General features: G+C 57.4%; 13 protein-coding genes. 6 read left to right on the top strand and 7 right to left on the bottom strand.

The genetic code is table 11. The annotated features are described in order from the left end of the window. The first annotated feature begins 1 nt into the window (after position 1). The 6 genes from KSAC_RS02685 to KSAC_RS02660 all read left to right on the top strand — a co-directional run bounded on the left by KSAC_RS02685 (position 2) and on the right by KSAC_RS02660 (position 9518). The gene (locus KSAC_RS02685) at positions 2–3304 is read left to right on the top strand and encodes an efflux RND transporter permease subunit (protein ID WP_132304055.1); all 3303 of its coding nucleotides are present in this window, start codon (positions 2–4) and stop codon (positions 3302–3304) included. 26 nt (positions 3305–3330) lie between these two features. Continuing rightward, positions 3331–4872, top strand: a complete 1542-nt coding sequence (locus tag KSAC_RS02680) for an efflux transporter outer membrane subunit (RefSeq protein WP_132304053.1) — start codon at positions 3331–3333, stop codon at positions 4870–4872. Between the two features lie 115 nt (positions 4873–4987). Then, positions 4988–6475, top strand: a complete 1488-nt coding sequence (locus KSAC_RS02675) for a prolyl oligopeptidase family serine peptidase (RefSeq protein ID WP_207918746.1) — start codon at positions 4988–4990, stop codon at positions 6473–6475. Positions 6476–6565: 90 nt separating this feature from the next. Next, positions 6566–7732 carry a pyridoxal phosphate-dependent aminotransferase gene (locus KSAC_RS02670; RefSeq protein WP_132304051.1) on the top strand — a complete coding sequence of 389 codons (1167 nt, stop codon included), beginning with the start codon at positions 6566–6568 and terminating at the stop codon, positions 7730–7732. Positions 7733–7754: 22 nt separating this feature from the next. Continuing rightward, positions 7755–9110: an amidase gene (locus KSAC_RS02665; RefSeq protein WP_132304049.1), complete on the top strand. Its 1356-nt coding sequence runs from the start codon at positions 7755–7757 to the stop codon at positions 9108–9110. A 21-nt stretch (positions 9111–9131) separates the two neighbouring features. Continuing rightward, positions 9132–9518 carry an ectoine synthase gene (locus KSAC_RS02660; protein WP_102323675.1) on the top strand — a complete coding sequence of 129 codons (387 nt, stop codon included), beginning with the start codon at positions 9132–9134 and terminating at the stop codon, positions 9516–9518. 120 nt (positions 9519–9638) lie between these two features. On the opposite strand, the gene KSAC_RS02655 is transcribed toward KSAC_RS02660, so the two are convergent. From KSAC_RS02655 to KSAC_RS02625, 7 genes are all read right to left on the bottom strand, one after another. Continuing rightward, positions 9639–11021 carry a carbohydrate porin gene (locus KSAC_RS02655; protein WP_243705276.1) on the bottom strand — a complete coding sequence of 461 codons (1383 nt, stop codon included), beginning with the start codon at positions 11019–11021 and terminating at the stop codon, positions 9639–9641. A 280-nt stretch (positions 11022–11301) separates the two neighbouring features. Next, positions 11302–12234 carry a 2-hydroxyacid dehydrogenase gene (locus KSAC_RS02650; protein ID WP_132304047.1) on the bottom strand — a complete coding sequence of 311 codons (933 nt, stop codon included), beginning with the start codon at positions 12232–12234 and terminating at the stop codon, positions 11302–11304. Positions 12235–12248: 14 nt separating this feature from the next. Continuing rightward, the gene (locus KSAC_RS02645) at positions 12249–13010 is read right to left on the bottom strand and encodes a 2-keto-4-pentenoate hydratase (protein ID WP_132304045.1); all 762 of its coding nucleotides are present in this window, start codon (positions 13008–13010) and stop codon (positions 12249–12251) included. 32 nt (positions 13011–13042) lie between these two features. Beyond that, positions 13043–14443 carry an MFS transporter gene (locus tag KSAC_RS02640; protein ID WP_132304043.1) on the bottom strand — a complete coding sequence of 467 codons (1401 nt, stop codon included), beginning with the start codon at positions 14441–14443 and terminating at the stop codon, positions 13043–13045. Next, a complete protein-coding gene (locus KSAC_RS02635; RefSeq protein ID WP_132304041.1) occupies positions 14440–15447 on the bottom strand; it encodes a Gfo/Idh/MocA family protein in 1008 nt (335 codons plus the stop codon). Before KSAC_RS02635 ends, KSAC_RS02640 begins: the two co-directional genes overlap by 4 nt. 256 nt (positions 15448–15703) lie before the next feature. Beyond that, positions 15704–16621, bottom strand: coding sequence for an AMP-binding protein (locus tag KSAC_RS02630; RefSeq protein ID WP_279433733.1), 918 nt, complete (start codon positions 16619–16621; stop codon positions 15704–15706). Between the two features lie 1080 nt (positions 16622–17701). Continuing rightward, positions 17702–18472, bottom strand: coding sequence for an SDR family oxidoreductase (locus KSAC_RS02625; RefSeq protein WP_132304037.1), 771 nt, complete (start codon positions 18470–18472; stop codon positions 17702–17704). Positions 18473–18742: the final 270 nt, after the last annotated feature.

The following is an 18742-nucleotide window of genomic DNA, read 5'->3' as shown; positions in this document are numbered from 1 at the left end:
CATGTCGATCGTCGCCCTGTGCATAAAGCGTCCGATCGGCACCACGCTTATCGTGATCGGCATGATGATTGCCGGTGCCATCGGCTACTGGCTGCTGCCTGTATCCGATCTGCCCAATGTCGACCTGCCGGTCATTCAGGTGCAGGCCCAGCAGGCCGGTGGCACGCCCGAGCAGATTGCCAGCACGATTGCCGAACCGCTGGAGCGGCATCTGGGCACGATTGCCGGGCTGAGCGAGATGACATCGCAATCCGTGACCGGGCAGGTCAGCATTGCCCTGCAGTTCGACACCTCCCGCGACATCAACAGCGCCGCGCGTGACGTGCAGGCGGCCATCGTGGCCGCGCGCGCGGACCTTCCCGCCACCCTGCGGCAGAATCCGACCTATGTCGAAGCCAATACCGCTGGCATGCCGGTCATGGTTCTTGCGCTCACCTCGGCCACCAGAATGCCCGCGCAGGTCTATGACGTGGCGACCAATGTGCTTGAACAGCATCTGTCCCAGATCAGTGGCGTGGGGCAGCTCATGCTGGGTGGGGCGGCGCTGCCTGCCGTGAGGGTGGAACTCAACCCCCTCGCCCTGTTCAAATACGGCATCGGGTTCGAGGATATCCGTGCTGCCCTGTCCTCCGCCAATGCCAATACGCCCAAGGGGTTCCTCAATCGCGGCAGGCAGCGCCTGATCCTGCAGACCAATGATCAGGTTCATGGCGCGCAGGATCTCAAGGGTCTGATCGTGGCCTATCGCAGCATGCGTCCCGTGCGGCTGGAGGACGTGGCACAGGTGACTGACGGGGTGGAAAATGTCGAAAATGGCGGATTTTTTAACCGTAAGCCCGCAGTTCTGGCCATTGTCTTCCCCCGTGCGGGGGCCAATGTGGTCCAGACCATCAACCAGATCAGGGCGCAGTTTCCGACCCTGAAGGCCGCCCTGCCCGCTGATGTGGAACTGCATGTCGGCATGGACCGCTCCGCCACCATTCAGGCGGCCCTGACCGATACCAAAAGCACGCTGGTCCTGTCGGTCCTGCTGGTGGTTGGCGTGGTGCTGGTGTTCCTGCGTTCACCGCGCACGACCATCGTGCCTGCCCTAGTCATTCCAGCATCGCTGGTCACGACCTTTGGCGTGATGAAGCTCATGAACTATTCGCTCGACAGCCTTTCCCTCATGGCACTGACCATTGCGACGGGCTTCGTGGTGGATGACGCCATTGTGGTGATCGAGAATATCAGCCGCCATATGGAACAGGGGGCGAGCCGCGCCGATGCCGTGCTGCAGGGCGCGCAGGAAGTGGCCTTTACCGTGCTGTCGGTTTCCATATCGCTGGTGGCGGTGTTCCTGCCCATTCTCATGCTGGGGGGGCTTATGGGCAGCCTGCTGCATGAGTTCGCCGTGACCATTTCGGTGACGGTGCTCGTCTCCATGGTGCTGTCGCTTACGCTTACGCCCATGATGTGCGCGCGTATCCTGCCATCGGACGCGGTGCGGGCCGACCGGCAGCCAGCCTTCTGGTCACGCCTGTCGGCGCGGATGGAACGGGTCTTTGCTTATGTGGAAAACGCCTATGGCCGCTCACTGGGGGCGGCCCTGCGCCATCGCAGGCTGGTGCTGCTGTCGCTGCCCGTAACCATCGGGGTGATGGGCGCGCTGTTCGTAATCATGCCCAAAGGTCTGTTCCCGACCGAGGATACCGGCATGATGATGGCGCATCTCGTCGCCGATCAGGCCACCTCCTTCGATGAGATGCTGGCGAAGGTCGATCAGGTGGAAAAGAATATTATGGAGAACGGACAGGTCTCCGGCGTGACCGGCTTTGTCGGTGGCCGCAATTCCAGCAACCAGGCCAATATCTTCATTGACCTGATCGACAAGGCGCAGCGTAAGACCACCATCAGCCAGACACTGGCCGATCTGACCCATCGCACGCATGATCTTGTGGGCGGGCAGTTCATTGCCATGCTGCCCAGCCTGCTGCCGTCAGGCGGGCGGCAGGCCAACGGGGCCTATCAGTACACATTGCAAAGCGATGATGCGGCGACGCTGTATCACTGGATTCCCCGCCTGCAGGCTGCATTGCAGAAGCATGCGGAACTGCGGGATGTCTCATCCGACGTGCAGCAGGGCGGACTGTCCACCAATGTCATGATCAACCGTGACGTATCGGGGCGGACGAGCCTGACCCCGCAACTGATTTCCAATACGATTTATGACGCCTTTGGCCAGCGTGCGGCTTCGGTCATCTACAACCCGCTGAACCAGTACCGGGTGGTGATGAACGTGCTGCCGAAATACTGGGACAATGCGGACATCCTGCAACAGGTATGGGTCAGCACATCGGGCGGGACCGCCAGCGGCAGCACGCAGAGCAATACGATCAAGGTGACATCGTCTTCCACTACGTCCACCACTTCATCCTCGCTCAGCAGCCAGTCCTTTGCCAACCAGATCCAGAACAGCCTTGCGGGCGGCAGCGGGGCTTCCAGCGGGTCAGCCGTCTCCTCCACGGCGGAAACGATGGTCCCGCTTTCGGTCGTGTCCAGCATGCAGTCCGCCACCATGCCGCTTAGTGTGAACCATCAGGGGCAGTCGCTGGCGGCCACGCTGTCGTTCAACCTGGCGTCCGGCGCATCCATGTCCGATGCCACGCGGATCATTAATGAGGAGATCGCCCGGTTGCAGGTGCCAGCGACCGTGCACGGGCATTTTGCAGGCACCGCCGCCCAGTTCCAGAGTTCCGCCAGTAACGAACCGCTGCTGATTGTGGCGGCACTGGGTGCTGTCTATCTGGTGCTTGGCATCCTGTATGAAAGCTATGTTCACCCGCTGACCATTCTCTCCACCCTGCCCTCCGCTGGTGTGGGGGCATTGCTGGCGCTGTACCTGCTGGGGCAGGAGTTCGACCTGATCGCGCTGATCGGGCTGATCCTGCTGATCGGGATCGTGAAGAAGAACGCCATCATGCTGGTGGACTTCGCCATTACCGAGGAGCGCAACCACAACCGCACGGCACATGACGCCATCCATACCGCCTGCCTGCTGCGCTTCCGCCCGATCATGATGACGACCATTGCCGCCGCCATGGGGGCACTTCCGCTGGTGGTGGGTAACGGTTATGGGGCCGAGCTACGCCGCCCGCTGGGTATCGCGATCATGGGGGGGCTGCTGTTCAGCCAGATCCTGACGCTTTACACGACGCCGGTCGTGTACCTGTATCTCGACCGTCTGGGCCAGTGGGGGCGCCGCCGCCTTCCTGCCTTTTTCCATGCCATTGCGCGCGCCGTGCGCCCTGCCCGTTCCTCGTGAGCGTGATGACGTATCAGGACAGTTCCATGCCGTATTCTTCCTTTCTTTCCGCCCGTTTCCACACGGCCATGCGCGGCACGACAGTACTGCTGGCGGCGGTCACGCTGTCGGGCTGCCTTATGGTTGGTCCGCGTTACAAACACCCGGCGCCCATCATTTCTGCCCGGTTCAAGGAACTGCAGCCCGCCCCGGGCTGGACGGTCAGCCAGCCGGATATGGCCGCAATACCAAAGGGCAAATGGTGGCTGGTCTATAATGACCCGACGCTGAACGCGCTGGAGGATCAGGTTGCACTGTCCAATCAGAACCTGAAGGAATACGAAGCCCAGTACCGCAAGGCGCGGGCGCTGGTGAATGCGGCGAAGGCCAGCCTTTACCCGACGCTTTCCGGTGATCTCAGCTTTGCCCGCAACAGTCAGGGCAGTTCTGCCACATCAACCAGCGGCACCACCTACAGCACCGGCTCCACGCGCAACACCTATGCCGCTGAACTGAGTGCCGACTGGGATCTGGACCTGTGGGGCAAGATCCGCCGCCAGATACAGGAACAGGTGACCGCAGCACAGGCCAGTGCCGCCGATATTGCCAATGCCCGCCTGTCCTACCAGTCGCAACTGGCGCAGGACTATTTTGAAATGCGCTATGAGGAATCCCTCAAGTCGCTGCTGGACCGCTCGGCAGCGCTTTATGCCCATAATCTCCAGATCATCCGTAACCAGCATGAAGGCGGCACGCTGAATGCAGGCGATGAATTGCAGGCTGAAACCGAACTGGAGCAGACCCGCGCCAGCGCCACCGCAACGGATGTGGCGCGCTCGGAATATGAGCATGCGATCGCTGTGCTGGTTGGCCGCGCGCCCGCCGACCTGACCATTGCGCGAGCCGCCATGCCTTTGGCCATTCCGGCCGTGCCGGTCACCCTGCCTGCAACGCTGCTGCAACGCCGCCCCGATATTGCCGCGGCCGAACGGGCCATGGAGGAATATAATGCGGAAATCGGGGCCGCCATTGCCGCCTTCTATCCCGATGTCACCCTGTCCGCTGCCTATGGCTATAGCGGCAATCCCGTCCAGTCGCTGATTCAGGTTGCCAACCGGATCTGGTCACTGGGGGCAGCGGGCAGCGAAACCCTGTTTGAAGGCGGCGCACGGACGGCAGCGGTGCAGGAAGCCAATGCCGATTACGACAACGCGGTGGCCACCTATCGCCAGACGGTGCTGACCGCCCTGCAGGATACGGAGGACCAGCTTTCCAGCCTGCGTATTCTTGAACAGCAGGCCAGCCAGCAGGATGCTGCCGTGCGTGCGGCGGTGAAAGCCGTGGACGTATCGATGAATGAATACCGTTTTGGCACCGCCATCTACACCACTGTCATCACCACCCAGCAGACCGCGCTGGGGGATCAGGAAACGGCGTTGCAGATTCAGGAAAGCCGCCTGCTGGCCAGCGTGAAGCTGATTGCCGATCTGGGTGGTGGCTGGGATGTATCGCAACTGCCCGGCAAGAATTCCCTTCAGAGCGATAATCCCCTGGTGCCCTCCTTTCTGGAAAGGCATGGGAAAGACTGATGCAAGAGGGGCGCTTTCAGGGATTTTCCACAATTCTAAACAACAATATCAGTATGTTGCGGCATGATGTCCCCTGCCATAGCCTGATTTTGACCCTCAACCGGAGAAGAAACCCATGACCGATGTATCAAGACGCAACTTCGTGACGGTTAGCGCGGCTCTGGCCGGGGCGGTCTCCACAATGGGGCTTGGCGTTCAGGGCGCACGGGCGGCGGAGGGCGGGCATGGCTTCATGGCCGCATCTTCCGCAGGACCGGATGCACCCGACGGTCCCGGCCCCCACGGAAAGAAAACCACCGGAATTCAGGGCATCAGCGCATTGTGTGAGGTCACGGGCGGGGGTGAGAAGGTCTATGGCATCGCAGTGGAATACGATGTTGCAATCGACCCGGCCAGCCTGTCGCCTGATACATATGCCACGGCAGTCTTTCCTGCGGCCAAAGGGTTCTTCGCGGGGATGCCACAGGAACCTGACAAGAATGATACGACGGCAGCCGCGAAACCGCGCCCGGTTGCGGCCATCTATACCAGTAACATGCCTGCACTCCGGCCTGACCGGAAGAGCATTTCCGGCAGGTATGTCATTGCCGAGTTTACGCATGACCCGGACCTGAGCCTGCCCACAACCGATAGTGACAGGGTCACGCTGATACAGGACAGGAACGTCCGCACCACGGGCGGCGCCGTGTATGCGGCCAGTAAGACCGTATGGAGCAACGCGGGGCCGCACGGGAACAGTGTTGTCATACGTGGGGTCGATGCCTGGGAACAGAATCACTGGTGGTGGGACGATACGCGGTCCGCGTGGCTTGAATACAGCATTTACCTGCCGAAATCTTTCCTGGCAAAGGGGGGGGAGAACCGTTCCTATCCCCTCCTCCTTGCCGTCACCCATTCAGGGACAAGCCCGGATGGAACCTGTGCCCAGACGCTGACCGAACAGTGCATCGCCAGTATCTGGAGCCTGCCCGAGGAGCAGGAGCGGCATGAATGCGTGATCATCACCCCGCGCTACGAGCGCACGACGATGAACGATTACTGGGAACATACATCCGATGTCGAAAATACTTACCGGCTTGTCGAATCCCTGCTCGGTAATACATGGAATTATGGCAACCCCAATCTGGATGACCGGCGTGACAAGGTTCTGAAGATCGACCCGAAAAGGGTTTACTGCACCGGCTGGTCCATGGGGGCCATGACATCGCTGTGGCTGATGGCAAAACACCCTGAAACCTTTGCCGCCGGGCTGATTATCGCCGGACAGCAGCGCCCGAGTGATCTGATACCGCTTGCAAAACAGAAGGTGCTGATCATCACCGGGTCGGAAGACAACAAGGCCACGCCATGGAACGAGAAATGCGTGCCGGTATGGGAACAGGCTGGCGCTACAGTGGTGCGACCGGCGGAATACCTTGATCCTGCGCGTATTTTTCCTGTCGATGCCCAGCAGAAACTGACCGATCAGGTCAATGGCTACCTTGCAAGGGATGGCAACATCACCTTCCTGACCTTTGACGGTGTCGACCATATGGGGTCCGCGCGGAAATTCTTCTACATCAAGGCGGCAAGGGACTGGCTGTTCAGGCAGGTGAAATCGTGAAAGCCGGTTGGGCGGGTGGCTTTTCATCCCGCCCGATACGGTGTTGTATGGCAGGGATGATAAAGCCGCTTTCCCTAGCCTGAGGTCGTGATGACTGTGCCCCCGATTGATCCGTTTCATGCCCTGTCCATCAGTAAGCTGGCACATGAACTGGCGGCGCAAGGGCGCAGTATCATCCATATGGAGTTCGGCCAGCCTTCCACCGGCGCGCCGAAGGCGGCGCTTGAGCGCGCGCAGCATGTGCTGGCCACCGATCCCATGGGCTACTGGGAAAGTCAGGCCCTAAGGGACAGGATCGCCCGGCACTATCACGAAACCTACGATGTTTCGGTCCAGCCTGCGCAGGTTATCCTTACATGCGGCGCGTCACCGGCACTGGTGCTTGCCCTGCTGGCCAGTTTTGTGCCCGGTGCCCGTGTGGCCATGGCGCGTCCGGGTTATGTCGCCTACCGCAATGTGGTCAGGACATTACACATGGAGCCGGTTGAAATTCCATGTGGGGAGAAAGAGCGCTTTCAGTTGACCGCCAGCGCCATCAGGGCGCTGGAGCCTGCCCCCGACGGGCTGATCCTGGCCAGCCCCGCCAATCCGACCGGCACCATACTGTCAGCCGACGAAATGCAGGCCATTGTCGCAGTGTGCAGGGAACGCGGGATCTGCATCATATCGGATGAGATCTATCACGGCCTCAGCTTTGGCGAGCGCGCGCATAGTATCCTAGAATATGATCCCCATGCGCTGGTGGTAAACAGCTTTTCCAAATACTTCAGCATGGCGCCGTGGCGGTTGGGATGGCTTGTCGTACCGCCGGAAAAAGCGGAGATTGCCCACGCGCGGATGGGAAACCTGTTCCTGCCGCCTGCGGCCCTCAGCCAGCACGCGGCCCTTGTCGCATTCGATGGCAGGGACGAACTGGACGGCCATATTGAAACCTATCGCCGTAACCGTGACCTGCTGCTACAGGCTTTGCCACAGATGGGTTTGAATCATATCGCCCCACCGGATGGCGCATTCTATATCTATGCCGACATCCGGCATCTGACGGATGACAGCATGGCATTCTGCAGGCGCCTGTTGATGGATACAGGTGTCACCACGGCACCCGGTATCGATTTTGATCCCGTCGATGGGAAGTTCTTCATACGCTTCAGTTTTGCGGTGAATACAGCTTTGATTGAAGAAGCAATACGGCGCATGGTCCCATGGTTTCAGGAACAGGCGGCAAGAACGCACAAATGTAACGCATTACAATACTGACCATTCACGCCGGGGTGGAAAAATGAATACCGACGTCTCGCCGTTGCATACACAGCAGGACCATGCGGAACCGCATATATCCGCAAACGGGCCTGCACGGCTTGATCGGGCGTTGGCTGACTATACCGCCCGTGACTGGACGGATCAGGCCATTTTCCTCAATGAACGGTTTGAAGCGGCGCGCGCGGAACTTGGGCACTGGCAGGCGTTGTCCCGGACCAGTCGGGAACTTCCCCCGCTTGCTGGCCTGACCATGACGGTCAAGGCCTGTTTCGATACCGCAGGCTGGGTCAGTAGCTGCGGATCGCAGGTCTTGCAGCACGCGAAACCGGCCATGCGGAGTGCGGCACTCGTCCATAAGCTGCGTACGGCTGGCGCGACCCTGCTGGCGCAGACCAATATGACCGAGTTCGCTTATGGCGCGCTGGGGGTCAATACCCGTTTCGGCACGCCCCGCACGCCGCTTGACCCAACCGGGACACGGATTGCCGGGGGATCAAGTTCAGGAGCCGCAGTCGCGGTTGCGCGCGGATACGGCGATGTGGCCGTCTGTTCCGATACCAGTGGTTCAGCCCGTATTCCCGCTGCGTTTTGTGGTGTGGTCGGGTTCAAGCCCAGCCGCGCGCGTTACGACACGCAGGGCATGCACTGGCTTTCCACCAGTTTTGACGTGCCGGGTCTTATCTGTCCCACTGTGGGGCTGTGCCGGCAGGTGGATCGTGGCATTACCGGTTGTGGGGCGGATGTCCCTTCCCCTCCCCTTGCTATCCGTCTGGCTGTTCCCGGCACACTATCCGATATGGGGCTGGATGAAGATGTGCATGCCCTGTTCAGGACCTGTCGGGATGTCCTCACGGCGGCGGGTATAACCATTCACGAAATCCCTCTGGACAGCCTTATGGACAGTGCCCGTATTGCAGCGGAGGGCGGGATCATCGGGGCGGAAGCATACGCATTGCACCGCCATCGTCTGGCGACGGATTTTGACGGATACGATCCCGTAGTCGGTAAACGCCTGCTGGCCGGGCGGGAAAATCCTGCCTATCGCTATGTGGATGCCCTGCGGGCCCTGTCTGCCTGCCGCGACAGGTTCGACCGCGAGATAACCGGATATGACGGCTTCCTGTTGCCCACCGTTCCGATCCTGCCACCGGCTGTGGCGGAACTGCGGGATGAGGCAACCTATCTGCGGCTTAACCGGCGCGCATTTTCATTAACCGAATTCGCCAACCGTCTGGATCTGCCCGGCATTTCCCTGCCGGTTGGCAAACTTCCCGTCGGCCTGATGCTGACGGGAATACGGGGTGGCGATGATGCCCTCCTCGCCATGGCCAGTGTAATGGAACCACTGGTCAGTAACCTTCAGCAGCCCGTGTGAAATCACCATAAGGGAAAGATCATGATTGTTGTTACATCCAACGAAATTGCGGGTACGGCACGGGATGCTTCGGGACCGGGATGGGAAAGCCGCCGCATGATCGTGCGCGATGATGGCATGGGTCATTCCGTGCATGAAACGCGCGTCAAGAAGGGCGCGGAACTGCATCTGCATTACAAGAACCATTTTGAGACCAATTATTGCATTTCTGGTGAAGGTGAGGTCGAAGATACGCAGACCGGTGAAGTCTTTCCAATCCGCCCCGGTACCATTTACGCACTGAACAGGAACGATCCGCATATCCTGCGCGCGACAGGAAGCGATCTTCTGCTGGTCTGTGTTTTTACGCCCCCGCTTGCGGGCAATGAAGTCCATCGCGAGGATGGCAGTTACGCACCCGTCGAATAATACGGCAATCGCGGCCTTTCCTTACCGTCACCGACAGGCATCGCTGCGTAACATGGGGTTATCCTTAACCTGTGTTACGTCTATACGATGCCTGTCCTTCATGAGCAGGACATCTATCCGTCAGAAGATCTGGATCTGTGACTTGAAACCTATGAATTCCACGTTTTTCAGGTTTCTCTGTGCATTGGGATGGAAATAGATCTGAAAATCGGGGGCCACTACTACACCACGCATGACGTGGATCTGATAATTCGTTTCAAAGATGGTTTCATGGCCCTGAATGCCTGTTGCGTGGTTCGGCGCGGTTTTTGCCGGAACCATGCTCAGGTCCAGTGCATCCGTATATGAGACGCCGGGCGCAATCTTGACGTAGGTCATGGCCACGCCAAAGGAATCATAGGGTCTGCTTTTAATAAAACCACGGTCAACCATAGCTGCGTAAGTCTCATAATTACGCAGTGATGTACGCGGATCATTATAGATAACCCCGCTCATTATGGTCAGGCCGTCTTCGGCATTGGAATAGGAGTGCCGCAGAAGTTTCTGGTCTATTTCAAACCACGTACTCCATGTCTGCTGATGATTGGCCGCCGTTTTGCCCGTTAGTGCAAAAGCCTGCCCATTCACGTCATAATAATTGTCAGGGTTGGGGGCTGAAATCAGTTGTCCACCGATCTTGTAATGCCCCGGCAGCTTATGCTGGCGGCCAAGCATGGGTTCCCAGCCGAATTCGATCGGCGCAAGCTGACCTACGATATTTGATGAATTGAAGTGGAAACCGGTCCTGTGCTGGCTGTTTGCATAAATACCGCGTTCGGCAAAATAGACGCCTGCCTGTATGTAGGTGTAGCGGGACGGGCGACCACGGACACGAAAACCCCACTCTCCTGCAGGATAGGAAGTGATATACTGATTATCGATGGCAGCCTTGGGCCGGCCGCAGAAACTGTTATTCTGGAAATTGCAGAAAAGCGAACTGGCACTGAATTCGCTCATTTCCGTCAGTCGTCCGCCAGCAATACTTACGCGACCACCAAGTAATGTTTCTTCACCATAAGCAGTGACGAGATGGACGACGACATTGCCTCCCCCGCCATATATTTCCGATGAATGGGCCATCCAGTCCCCCATCATGCGGTTGGCAGTCGTGCCGTAACGGCTGGTAAAGAGGGTATGGGTGGCGAAACCCTTCAGGCCAATAATTTTTTCCCAGTTTATATGAAGGGCCGTATTGACCTGCCCTGCGTTACTTGACCCCTGCCTGTAACCGGGATGACCGGGGGTCGGTCGGGAAATGGCAGCCGTGTATTCGTTGGTATTGTCCATCGTCAGCGCAATGCCGCGTGTACGGAGCCATGTGGTCATGCCAAATGGGTCCGCGAACACGGCTTCGGGCCGGGAAAAGGGGGGTACGACAGGCGCGTTGGACGGGTGGGCCATAAGCGGTGTGGCCACCCGCAGGCGGGCGTCGCTGTTCGAGTTGTCCTGAAAGGTCTGGCCCATTGCATGACCGCACAGCATCATCACCGCGACGACAGGTATATGGGCTGTTATTCTTAAAAGCGGTTTCTGGCTATAGAATGCTGCAATTACCGTAAATAACGTACGCATTCATGCTGATCCGATTTAATTCTCATTATATTTATTATTTTAAGAATTTCTTCCGTTACAGAAGAATGGTTGAGACCATAAATGGTACGCGGTCGGCGGCATCACCATCATCCATGCCGCCATGCCGGATACGCCCGACCGGGGGGCGTATCCGGACAGGCCGTATGTCCGCTCAGATAACGGCGGTAAGTAACGATTCATCCGCAAAATGCGCGGCAAGATTTTTTACAACCAGATTACCCATGGCCAGCCGTGTTTCGACCGTAGCACTCGCACGATGCGGTTGCAGCACGACGCGCGACGAATGGCGCAGTGCTTCGGGTACCTCCGGTTCATGCTCAAAGACATCCAGTCCCGCGCCACCCAGCGTGCCCGCATCAAGGGCCTGCGCAAGGGCCTGTTCATCCACCACCGAACCACGGGCGACATTGATCAGGAAACCGTCCGGTCCCAGCGCGTCCAGCACCTCCCTGTTGACCAGATGCCGTGATCCCGCCCCGCCGGATGCCGCGATAACCAGAATTTCGCTGCTGCGCGCCAGCGTTTTCAGGTCGGACACAAAAGCATAATCCTTCAGTTCCAGATCCCGCAGGTCGGTATAGGACACAGGCATTGCAAAAGACCGGGCACGGTGCGCAATCGCGCGCCCCACCTGCCCCATGCCAACAATACCCAGCTTTTTTCCTGTTACCTTACGGCCTAGTGGCGGGGCGGCTTTATGGCCCCACTCCCCATCGCGTACGTATCGATCACCGGCAGGCAGGCCGCGCAGCAGCGATACGATCAGTCCGATCGCCATATCCGCGACATCATCGGTCAGGACACCGGGTGTTGTTGTGACATGGATATTGCGCTGTCTTGCTTCCTTCAGGTTCACGGCATCGGTGCCAATCCCGTTTATGGCAATGATTTCAAGGGCTGGCAGGCTGTCCATGACGGCTTGCGGCACGCCGGTCGCTCCGCCGGTAGCAATGCCGCGAATGCGGCCCGCGATGTCTTTCAACTGTGCGAGCGAAGTAAAGCGATGGACCGTATAGGCGGCATCAAGCTGCTTTTCGATTTCCGGCATCATGGGTTCGATCAGCAGGATTTCAGGTTTCGTCATCTCAGATTTCCTGTTCAGGCAAGATGGGCGTGTACGCTGCCAATGGCGGGAAAGCAGGCTGTAATGTCAGCGTCATGCTCGACAAAAATGGTTCCGGTTGTGGAGCCGGTCGTGACGATATCACCAGCGGCGATGCCGATTTTTCGCCGGGATGCGTGATTGGCCAGCCAGACCAGCAGGCGCAGTGGATCACCAGCGGAATTGCCGCCCGTATGTTCAGCTACGATGCGGTTGTTGATGGTCAGCACAACCGGTTCCTGCACGGGCGTAAACCGGCGCCAGTCCGCTACTCCTGGCCCTACAATCAGGGCGCCATGGCTCTGCTGGTCAGCGGTATGGAGCAGTTTATGCTGCGACCCCGGCTGTGCGAAACGCGTATCCAGAATTTCGATCGCCGGATGGATCGTGCCAATGGCGTCAAGCACCTCGTCACGGGTCCATTCCCGTGTGCGCGGCGGCAGGTCATGGGCAAAGCGGTATGCGATTTCCGCTTCCACACCAAGATGACGGCAGAGTTCGGCAGGCACCGTCGCGCCATCGGTAAAAATGGTTGATGTATGGATGGGTGCGCAGAACGGTTCCGAAGCCGGGGTTTCCGATCCAACCTTCCAGCCCGCTATCGGTCCCAGATGGCGCGCGACTTCATCCTGTATGGTGTAGGCGTCTTCAATCGAAAGCGGGATCTGGCTGTCGGGCACATGCGCGGGCGGCGCGGTTTTCCCATTCCGCACCGACAGCAGCATGTGTGCGACATCAGACGAGATTACGGTCTGCATATTCAGCATTTCCTGTAATGAAATAAAAATGACTAGATAATGTCGTGTTGTTCAACGAGATCGCGGTTACGACATTCCGGAATGAAGAAAGTCGTCCCGATGGTGATAAGCGCAAGAAAAATGACATAGGCCGCAATGGGCAGCCATGACATCTGACCGGGATGCGCTGCGGACGGGGAAAAGGTTGCAACCCACCTTATGATGCACGAACCGACCAGCGGGGTCAGGCCACCGGCAATAACGGCCGAAACTTCGCGTGAAAGCGACACGGCCATGTAGCGATGCCGCGCGCCAAACATTTCTGGCAACATGGCGGCCTGCGTGCCGAACATGCCCCATGTGGTCACCCCCAGCGCGATGGACAGCGCGATAACTGCGGCAAAGGGGCGGCCCGTGCTGAAGGCATACCATACCGGCAGCGCCGTTACGGCCTGCAGGATGGCACAGGTCCGGTACACCTTTATGCGTCCGAACCGGTCACTCAGCCTGCCTGCGATGGGTACGGTAAATCCACCAATAACGGCAGCCGTTATCAGCGATGTGGTGCCCCACAGTCCGGGCAGGCCCATCGTATTGACAAGATAGCTGATCGCCAGCACCTGATAGATGGACGATCCGCCGTTTTCAGCCATTCTTACGCCTATCCCCGCAAGGATCGTGCGCCAGGAACCGCGGATGAGGGTAGTCAGGGACTCACGTTCTTCCACCACCTTGCGCTGGATCGTCTCGAAAGTGGGAGATTCCTTGAGCTTGAGCCGCATATAGAGTGCAACCACAAGAATGACGGCACTGACCAGAAATGGCAGGCGCCATATCCATGAATGCGTGATATCCGTCACCCCGAACAGAAGCGCACAATAGACCAGCGCCGCAATGATGGTGCCAATCTGGATACCGAGGAATGGCAGCGAGGCATAGAACCCGCGCTGGCCCAGAGGGGCGTATTCCGTCATCATGACGGCGGCCCCGGCCTGTTCAGCCCCGGCCCCAAGGCCCTGCAGCATCCGTGCCGTAACCAGCAGGACAGGTGCCCATATCCCTATCGTCTGATAGGTGGGGATCAGCCCGATGCCCGTACTGGCAAGCCCCATAAGGGTTACGGTCATCAGCAGGACCTTCTTGCGGCCGATATGATCGCCCAGCCTGCCGAAAATGATGCCCCCAACGGGACGCACGGCAAAGCCCACGAAATAGGTGGCAAAACTGGCGATGAGGCTGGTAACGGGCGTTGCCGACGGAAAGAACAGCGGTCCGAAAATCAGTGCGGAAGCAAGGCTGTAGAGGGCAAAATCATAATATTCCAGCGCACTGCCCAGCGAGCAGGTCCACGCCGCGCGCCGCAGTTCACTTACGGTCAGGGTGACCCGGGCCGTGCTCGCCCCGGCCATTATCCGGCCATCGGCACCGATGGCCCCGAAAGCTGCGTGTCTCATGGGATTTCCACTTCGATCTGACGGCCGGTACGGGCCGATTCACGAATGGCCAGCGCTATGGCCAGGGCAGCAAGACCGTCTTCGCCAGTAGCGGCGGGTTGTCCCGTGCCGCGCACCGCATTGCTGAAGGCGGCGAGCGCGTAGTGGTAAAGATTATGGTGCTCAACCGGTATTTCTTTCTCGCCATCGGCGTTGCGCATGAACAGTCGGCCCGCGGCCCGCTGGCTCATGCAGTCCCGCCCGACAAGTACGCCATCGCTGCCGTAGAATTCCACGCCCCCTTCGGAAAACGGGACGGTATAGGCCCCGTGGATCTGGACCAGCACATCGCCGGGGAAGCGCATGATGACCATGATGCCGTCCTCCACCCCGTCATGGGCAAGGCGTCCGCTCTGGGTCATCGCCATGACATGCGTGGGATTGCTTCCGATCAGGAAACGCAGCGTATCAATGTCATGGATGGTGCTGTCGAGTATCAGCCCGCCCCCATCGGGGTCGTTAACCCGCCAGCCATGCAGGGCCTGAGGCAGGAAATTGGCATGAAACACCCGTACGGCATTAAGCCTGCCGATGGTTCCTTCCGCCAGAATCCGCCGCAGTTTCTGGTGCATGGCGTTGCAGCGCAGGTGATGGTTTACCCCCAGTATCACGCGCGCGTCCCGGCAGGCGGCGATCATCCTGCGGGCATCCGCGACCGTCAGTGCAACCGGTTTTTCGCACAGTACATTCTTACCGGCACGGGCTGCCGCCAGTGTCTGCTCGCAGTGGAACTGGTTGGCTGTACTGATGTAGACAGCATTCACCCTGTCATCCGTCAGAATGGCGTTTATATCCGTGGTATGGGCCGGAATACCGTTTTCAGCCGCAAACTTCGCACCGCGTTCATCGCTTGAACTCAGTACGTCGAGGATGCTGCTGTTAGCCTGTACCTGAATGGCATCGATAATCCACTGTCTGGCTACATTACTTGCACCAATCAGGGCCCAGCCAATATGTTTGCTCATTGAATAGTCAGGGACAATTTATGACCCTCCCCACATGGGCACGCTTTCCCCATTGGGGGCGTGTCTTTGGTGTCAGTTGCACAAAGCAACTGAACGTTGAATTTTTATTTATTATTTATTTGTTCATGTCCGGCGAGTGATGACGGCTTACTGAAAACGTCACCCTGACCGACCGGTTTTCTTCCACTGAAAACAAAATCGTGAAGAAATATTGCAGGACTGTCCCCTGCGGTCCGTGTTGTCGGTGCCCCTGCTGCTATGAAGCCGGCAGCCCTACGGAAAGGGTGAGCGTGCCCCCTTTTGCCAGTACACCGGCAACAAGGGCTGTCTGTCCGGTATTCCAGGCCATGTCGAGCATACCCGGAAGGACGCCCCCATTCCTGTCGGATGCCAGCATGTCCATTGTATAGTCGGCCAGACGGCTGTACTCCCCGGCTGTGTATTTTACAGTACCGAACCCGCCCGGACGATCATTTGGATAGAGCATGAACAGCGGGTCATTCTCATACATGGCTACGGGCGCGTAGTCGGGTTCGTACCAGTCTACCACGGCATCGTAGCGATGATCGCGACCGGACTGCATTGGTACTGTCGTCTTATTGATCGTGACGACCAGCACCGTGTTTATGCGGCTATGGCCAACTTCCATATCCAATGCCGTGTCCAGCGTGACCTTCAGCGGTACAGGTCCGGTATCACACCGTATCTGGTCGCCTGTCAGAATGGCGGTCGCGCCGCAATCCCCAAGCCGCTCCGCCAGCGCCCGCGCATCCAGATGCGTGGGTAGCACGACATGCACCGCGCCGATACGCATGCAGGCCAGTACCGCCACGATACTTTCCGCAATCAGAGGCAGGTGGATTGCAACCCTGTCGCCGCGTTGCACGCCCTGATCCTGCAACGTGTTAGCCAGGCGACAGACCCGTTCATGCAGTTCCCGATATGACATCCGTCCGTTCGGCGTATTACCTGCGCCGCGCCAGATTACTGCACTCCTGTCCGCATGGTCCCCCAGATGGTAATCCACGCATGAAGCGCAGATGTTCTGTATACGCTGGCCGCGCTTCGATACCGGGATAATGTGGGAAGAGGCAACGTATCCTGCCTGCCGGGGAATGTATTGCCGCGAATGAAGGGCGGACAGAATGGAAACGCTGTCAAAGGTTCTACGCATCATGGGCCTGTTTCCCATCGTTCAGCCGCTCCGGTCTTTATGACTTGCGGTGCAGCAGTACATGAAAGAGGTGAATCCGGGCGTTTTACGCGGTAAAAAACGGTGAGGATAATACCCTCACCCGGCCGAAAACGTGCCTGATATTTAGTCCGCCCCGTATGGGATGCCCCTGCCCTGAAATCACCATGCGTGTTGGCCGGGACGCGGCGAAGATGTTGCGTGGCGGGGCATGCGCCTGATTGTGGCATTTTATTTGTGCTGCTCTTGTTTGTTTTTGTTGCTACGGACTGTGGCAAATCCGGCTGACGGACGGAAGATGCTTTGCCGTTTAAAGTGGTGAAAGCAAAAACAGTAATTGCAAAGATTGCAAATATATATAATCACGGAACCGTGTATAGAGCATCAACGGAATTTTGTTGGAATTATACAGAACAGATCAGGACATATATTATATAACTTCCCGGCGTTACGTGGACCCTTATCAATTGCCTATAAAGCATATTTGAGGAAAATCCTGTCAGTTCCGTAGTATGAAACTATGTATTTAAATATATTAATTTCTATAATTAAATTAAAACGTAAATATAAAAAGTATTCAGGAAGGTGTGCTGGTCTGCCTGTTACATATCCTTCGGTCATGTATCTTGCAGTTGACTTTTTCTGAAGCATGCAAATATGACCGCAATCCATCGTTATCCATTACAGTATGAGTCTGATCGCGTGGGTTATAAGAAGCTGTTTGAAAAACTATCTGGAAACATCCAGAAATCATAAAGAAGTTTTTGGTGAAGCTTTTTTCAAAAAGCTTCGTAAGGCGACACCCAAAAGTTTCCTATTTTATAAAATACTTATTTCAAATATAAATAATACATATTACATGAATAACGCGGTACAATTTACGTGTGAGACATTGTTTTGTAAATATTAATGGAAAAGTATTGCTTTATTTGTTTATATAAACCGGTGATGTATAAGGAATAAGTTCGTTTCGAATGATACGAATACGGGGGGAGACTGGATTGTATGGAACGTATGCCCGCAAGCGCCTGCTGCGGGCATATGCCCATATCATCACAAGAATTACAAAGACGCGGTAATACCACCGTCCACCATAAGGACGTGGCCATTCACAAAACTGGACGCATCCGATGACAGAAAAACCGCAGCGCCGACAAGCTCCTCCACATTTCCCCAGCGACCGGCGGGCGTGCGTTTGCACAGCCATTGGGTAAATTCCTGATCCGCCACCAGCTTTTCATTCATTTCTGTTTTAAAATAACCGGGCGCAAGCCCGTTGATCTGTAATCCATGGCGCGCCCAGTCCGTCGCCATGCCTTTGGTCAGGTTTTTGACCGCGCCCTTGGTTGCGGTATACGGCGCGATGCCGGGCCGTGCCAGTTCGCTCTGTACCGAGCAGATATTGACGATCTTGCCCCGTCCACGGGGCAGCATGTGCCGCGCCACGGCCTGTCCTACAAAGAAAACCGCGTTCAGGTTGGTTGCAATCAGCGCATCCCAGTCTGTCCGGCTGAACTGGTCCAGCGGCGCGCGACGCTGGATGCCCGCATTGTTTATAAGAATATCAATCGGGCCGTGTTCATGTTCTATTTTTTCAACCCCGGCGATGACGGCTTCCTGATCGGTCACATCAAACGGGGCGGTTACGACATCCAGCCCTTCGCGCTGTAGCATCTCGCGGGCTGTTTCAAGCGGTTCAGGATTGCGACCGTTCAGCACGATCTTTGCCCCCGACAGGCCCAGCCCGCGTGCCAGGGTCAGCCCGATGCCACGGGAAGCCCCGGTGACCAGCGCCCGTCTGCCGGTAAGGGAAAAAAGCGTATTATCAGCCATGATACGTCCGTCTTGCTTATGAAGGATGCGACGGTAGCAGGGAATAATGTCCCCTGCCCTTACACGTCTTCGCGCGTGGACGATACTTCCTATCTCCTGATGGCTGAACCGGTATGGAAAGTCAGTATTTTAGAGACTGTTTGCAAAGCCTGTCTGGAAATACCCAGAAATAATAAGGAAGATTTTTTCAAAAATCTTTGAAGAAGGCGTCTTTTTGGAAAAAGGCAGCATTCAAAAACTTTTCCTGTTTTTTATAAAAGACTGCGTTTG

The organism is Komagataeibacter saccharivorans, from assembly GCF_004348195.1.
GTDB lineage: Bacteria > Pseudomonadota > Alphaproteobacteria > Acetobacterales > Acetobacteraceae > Komagataeibacter > Komagataeibacter saccharivorans.
The sequence above is the reverse complement of the archived record's forward strand: the minus strand, read 5'-3'. Positions and strand labels throughout refer to the sequence as shown.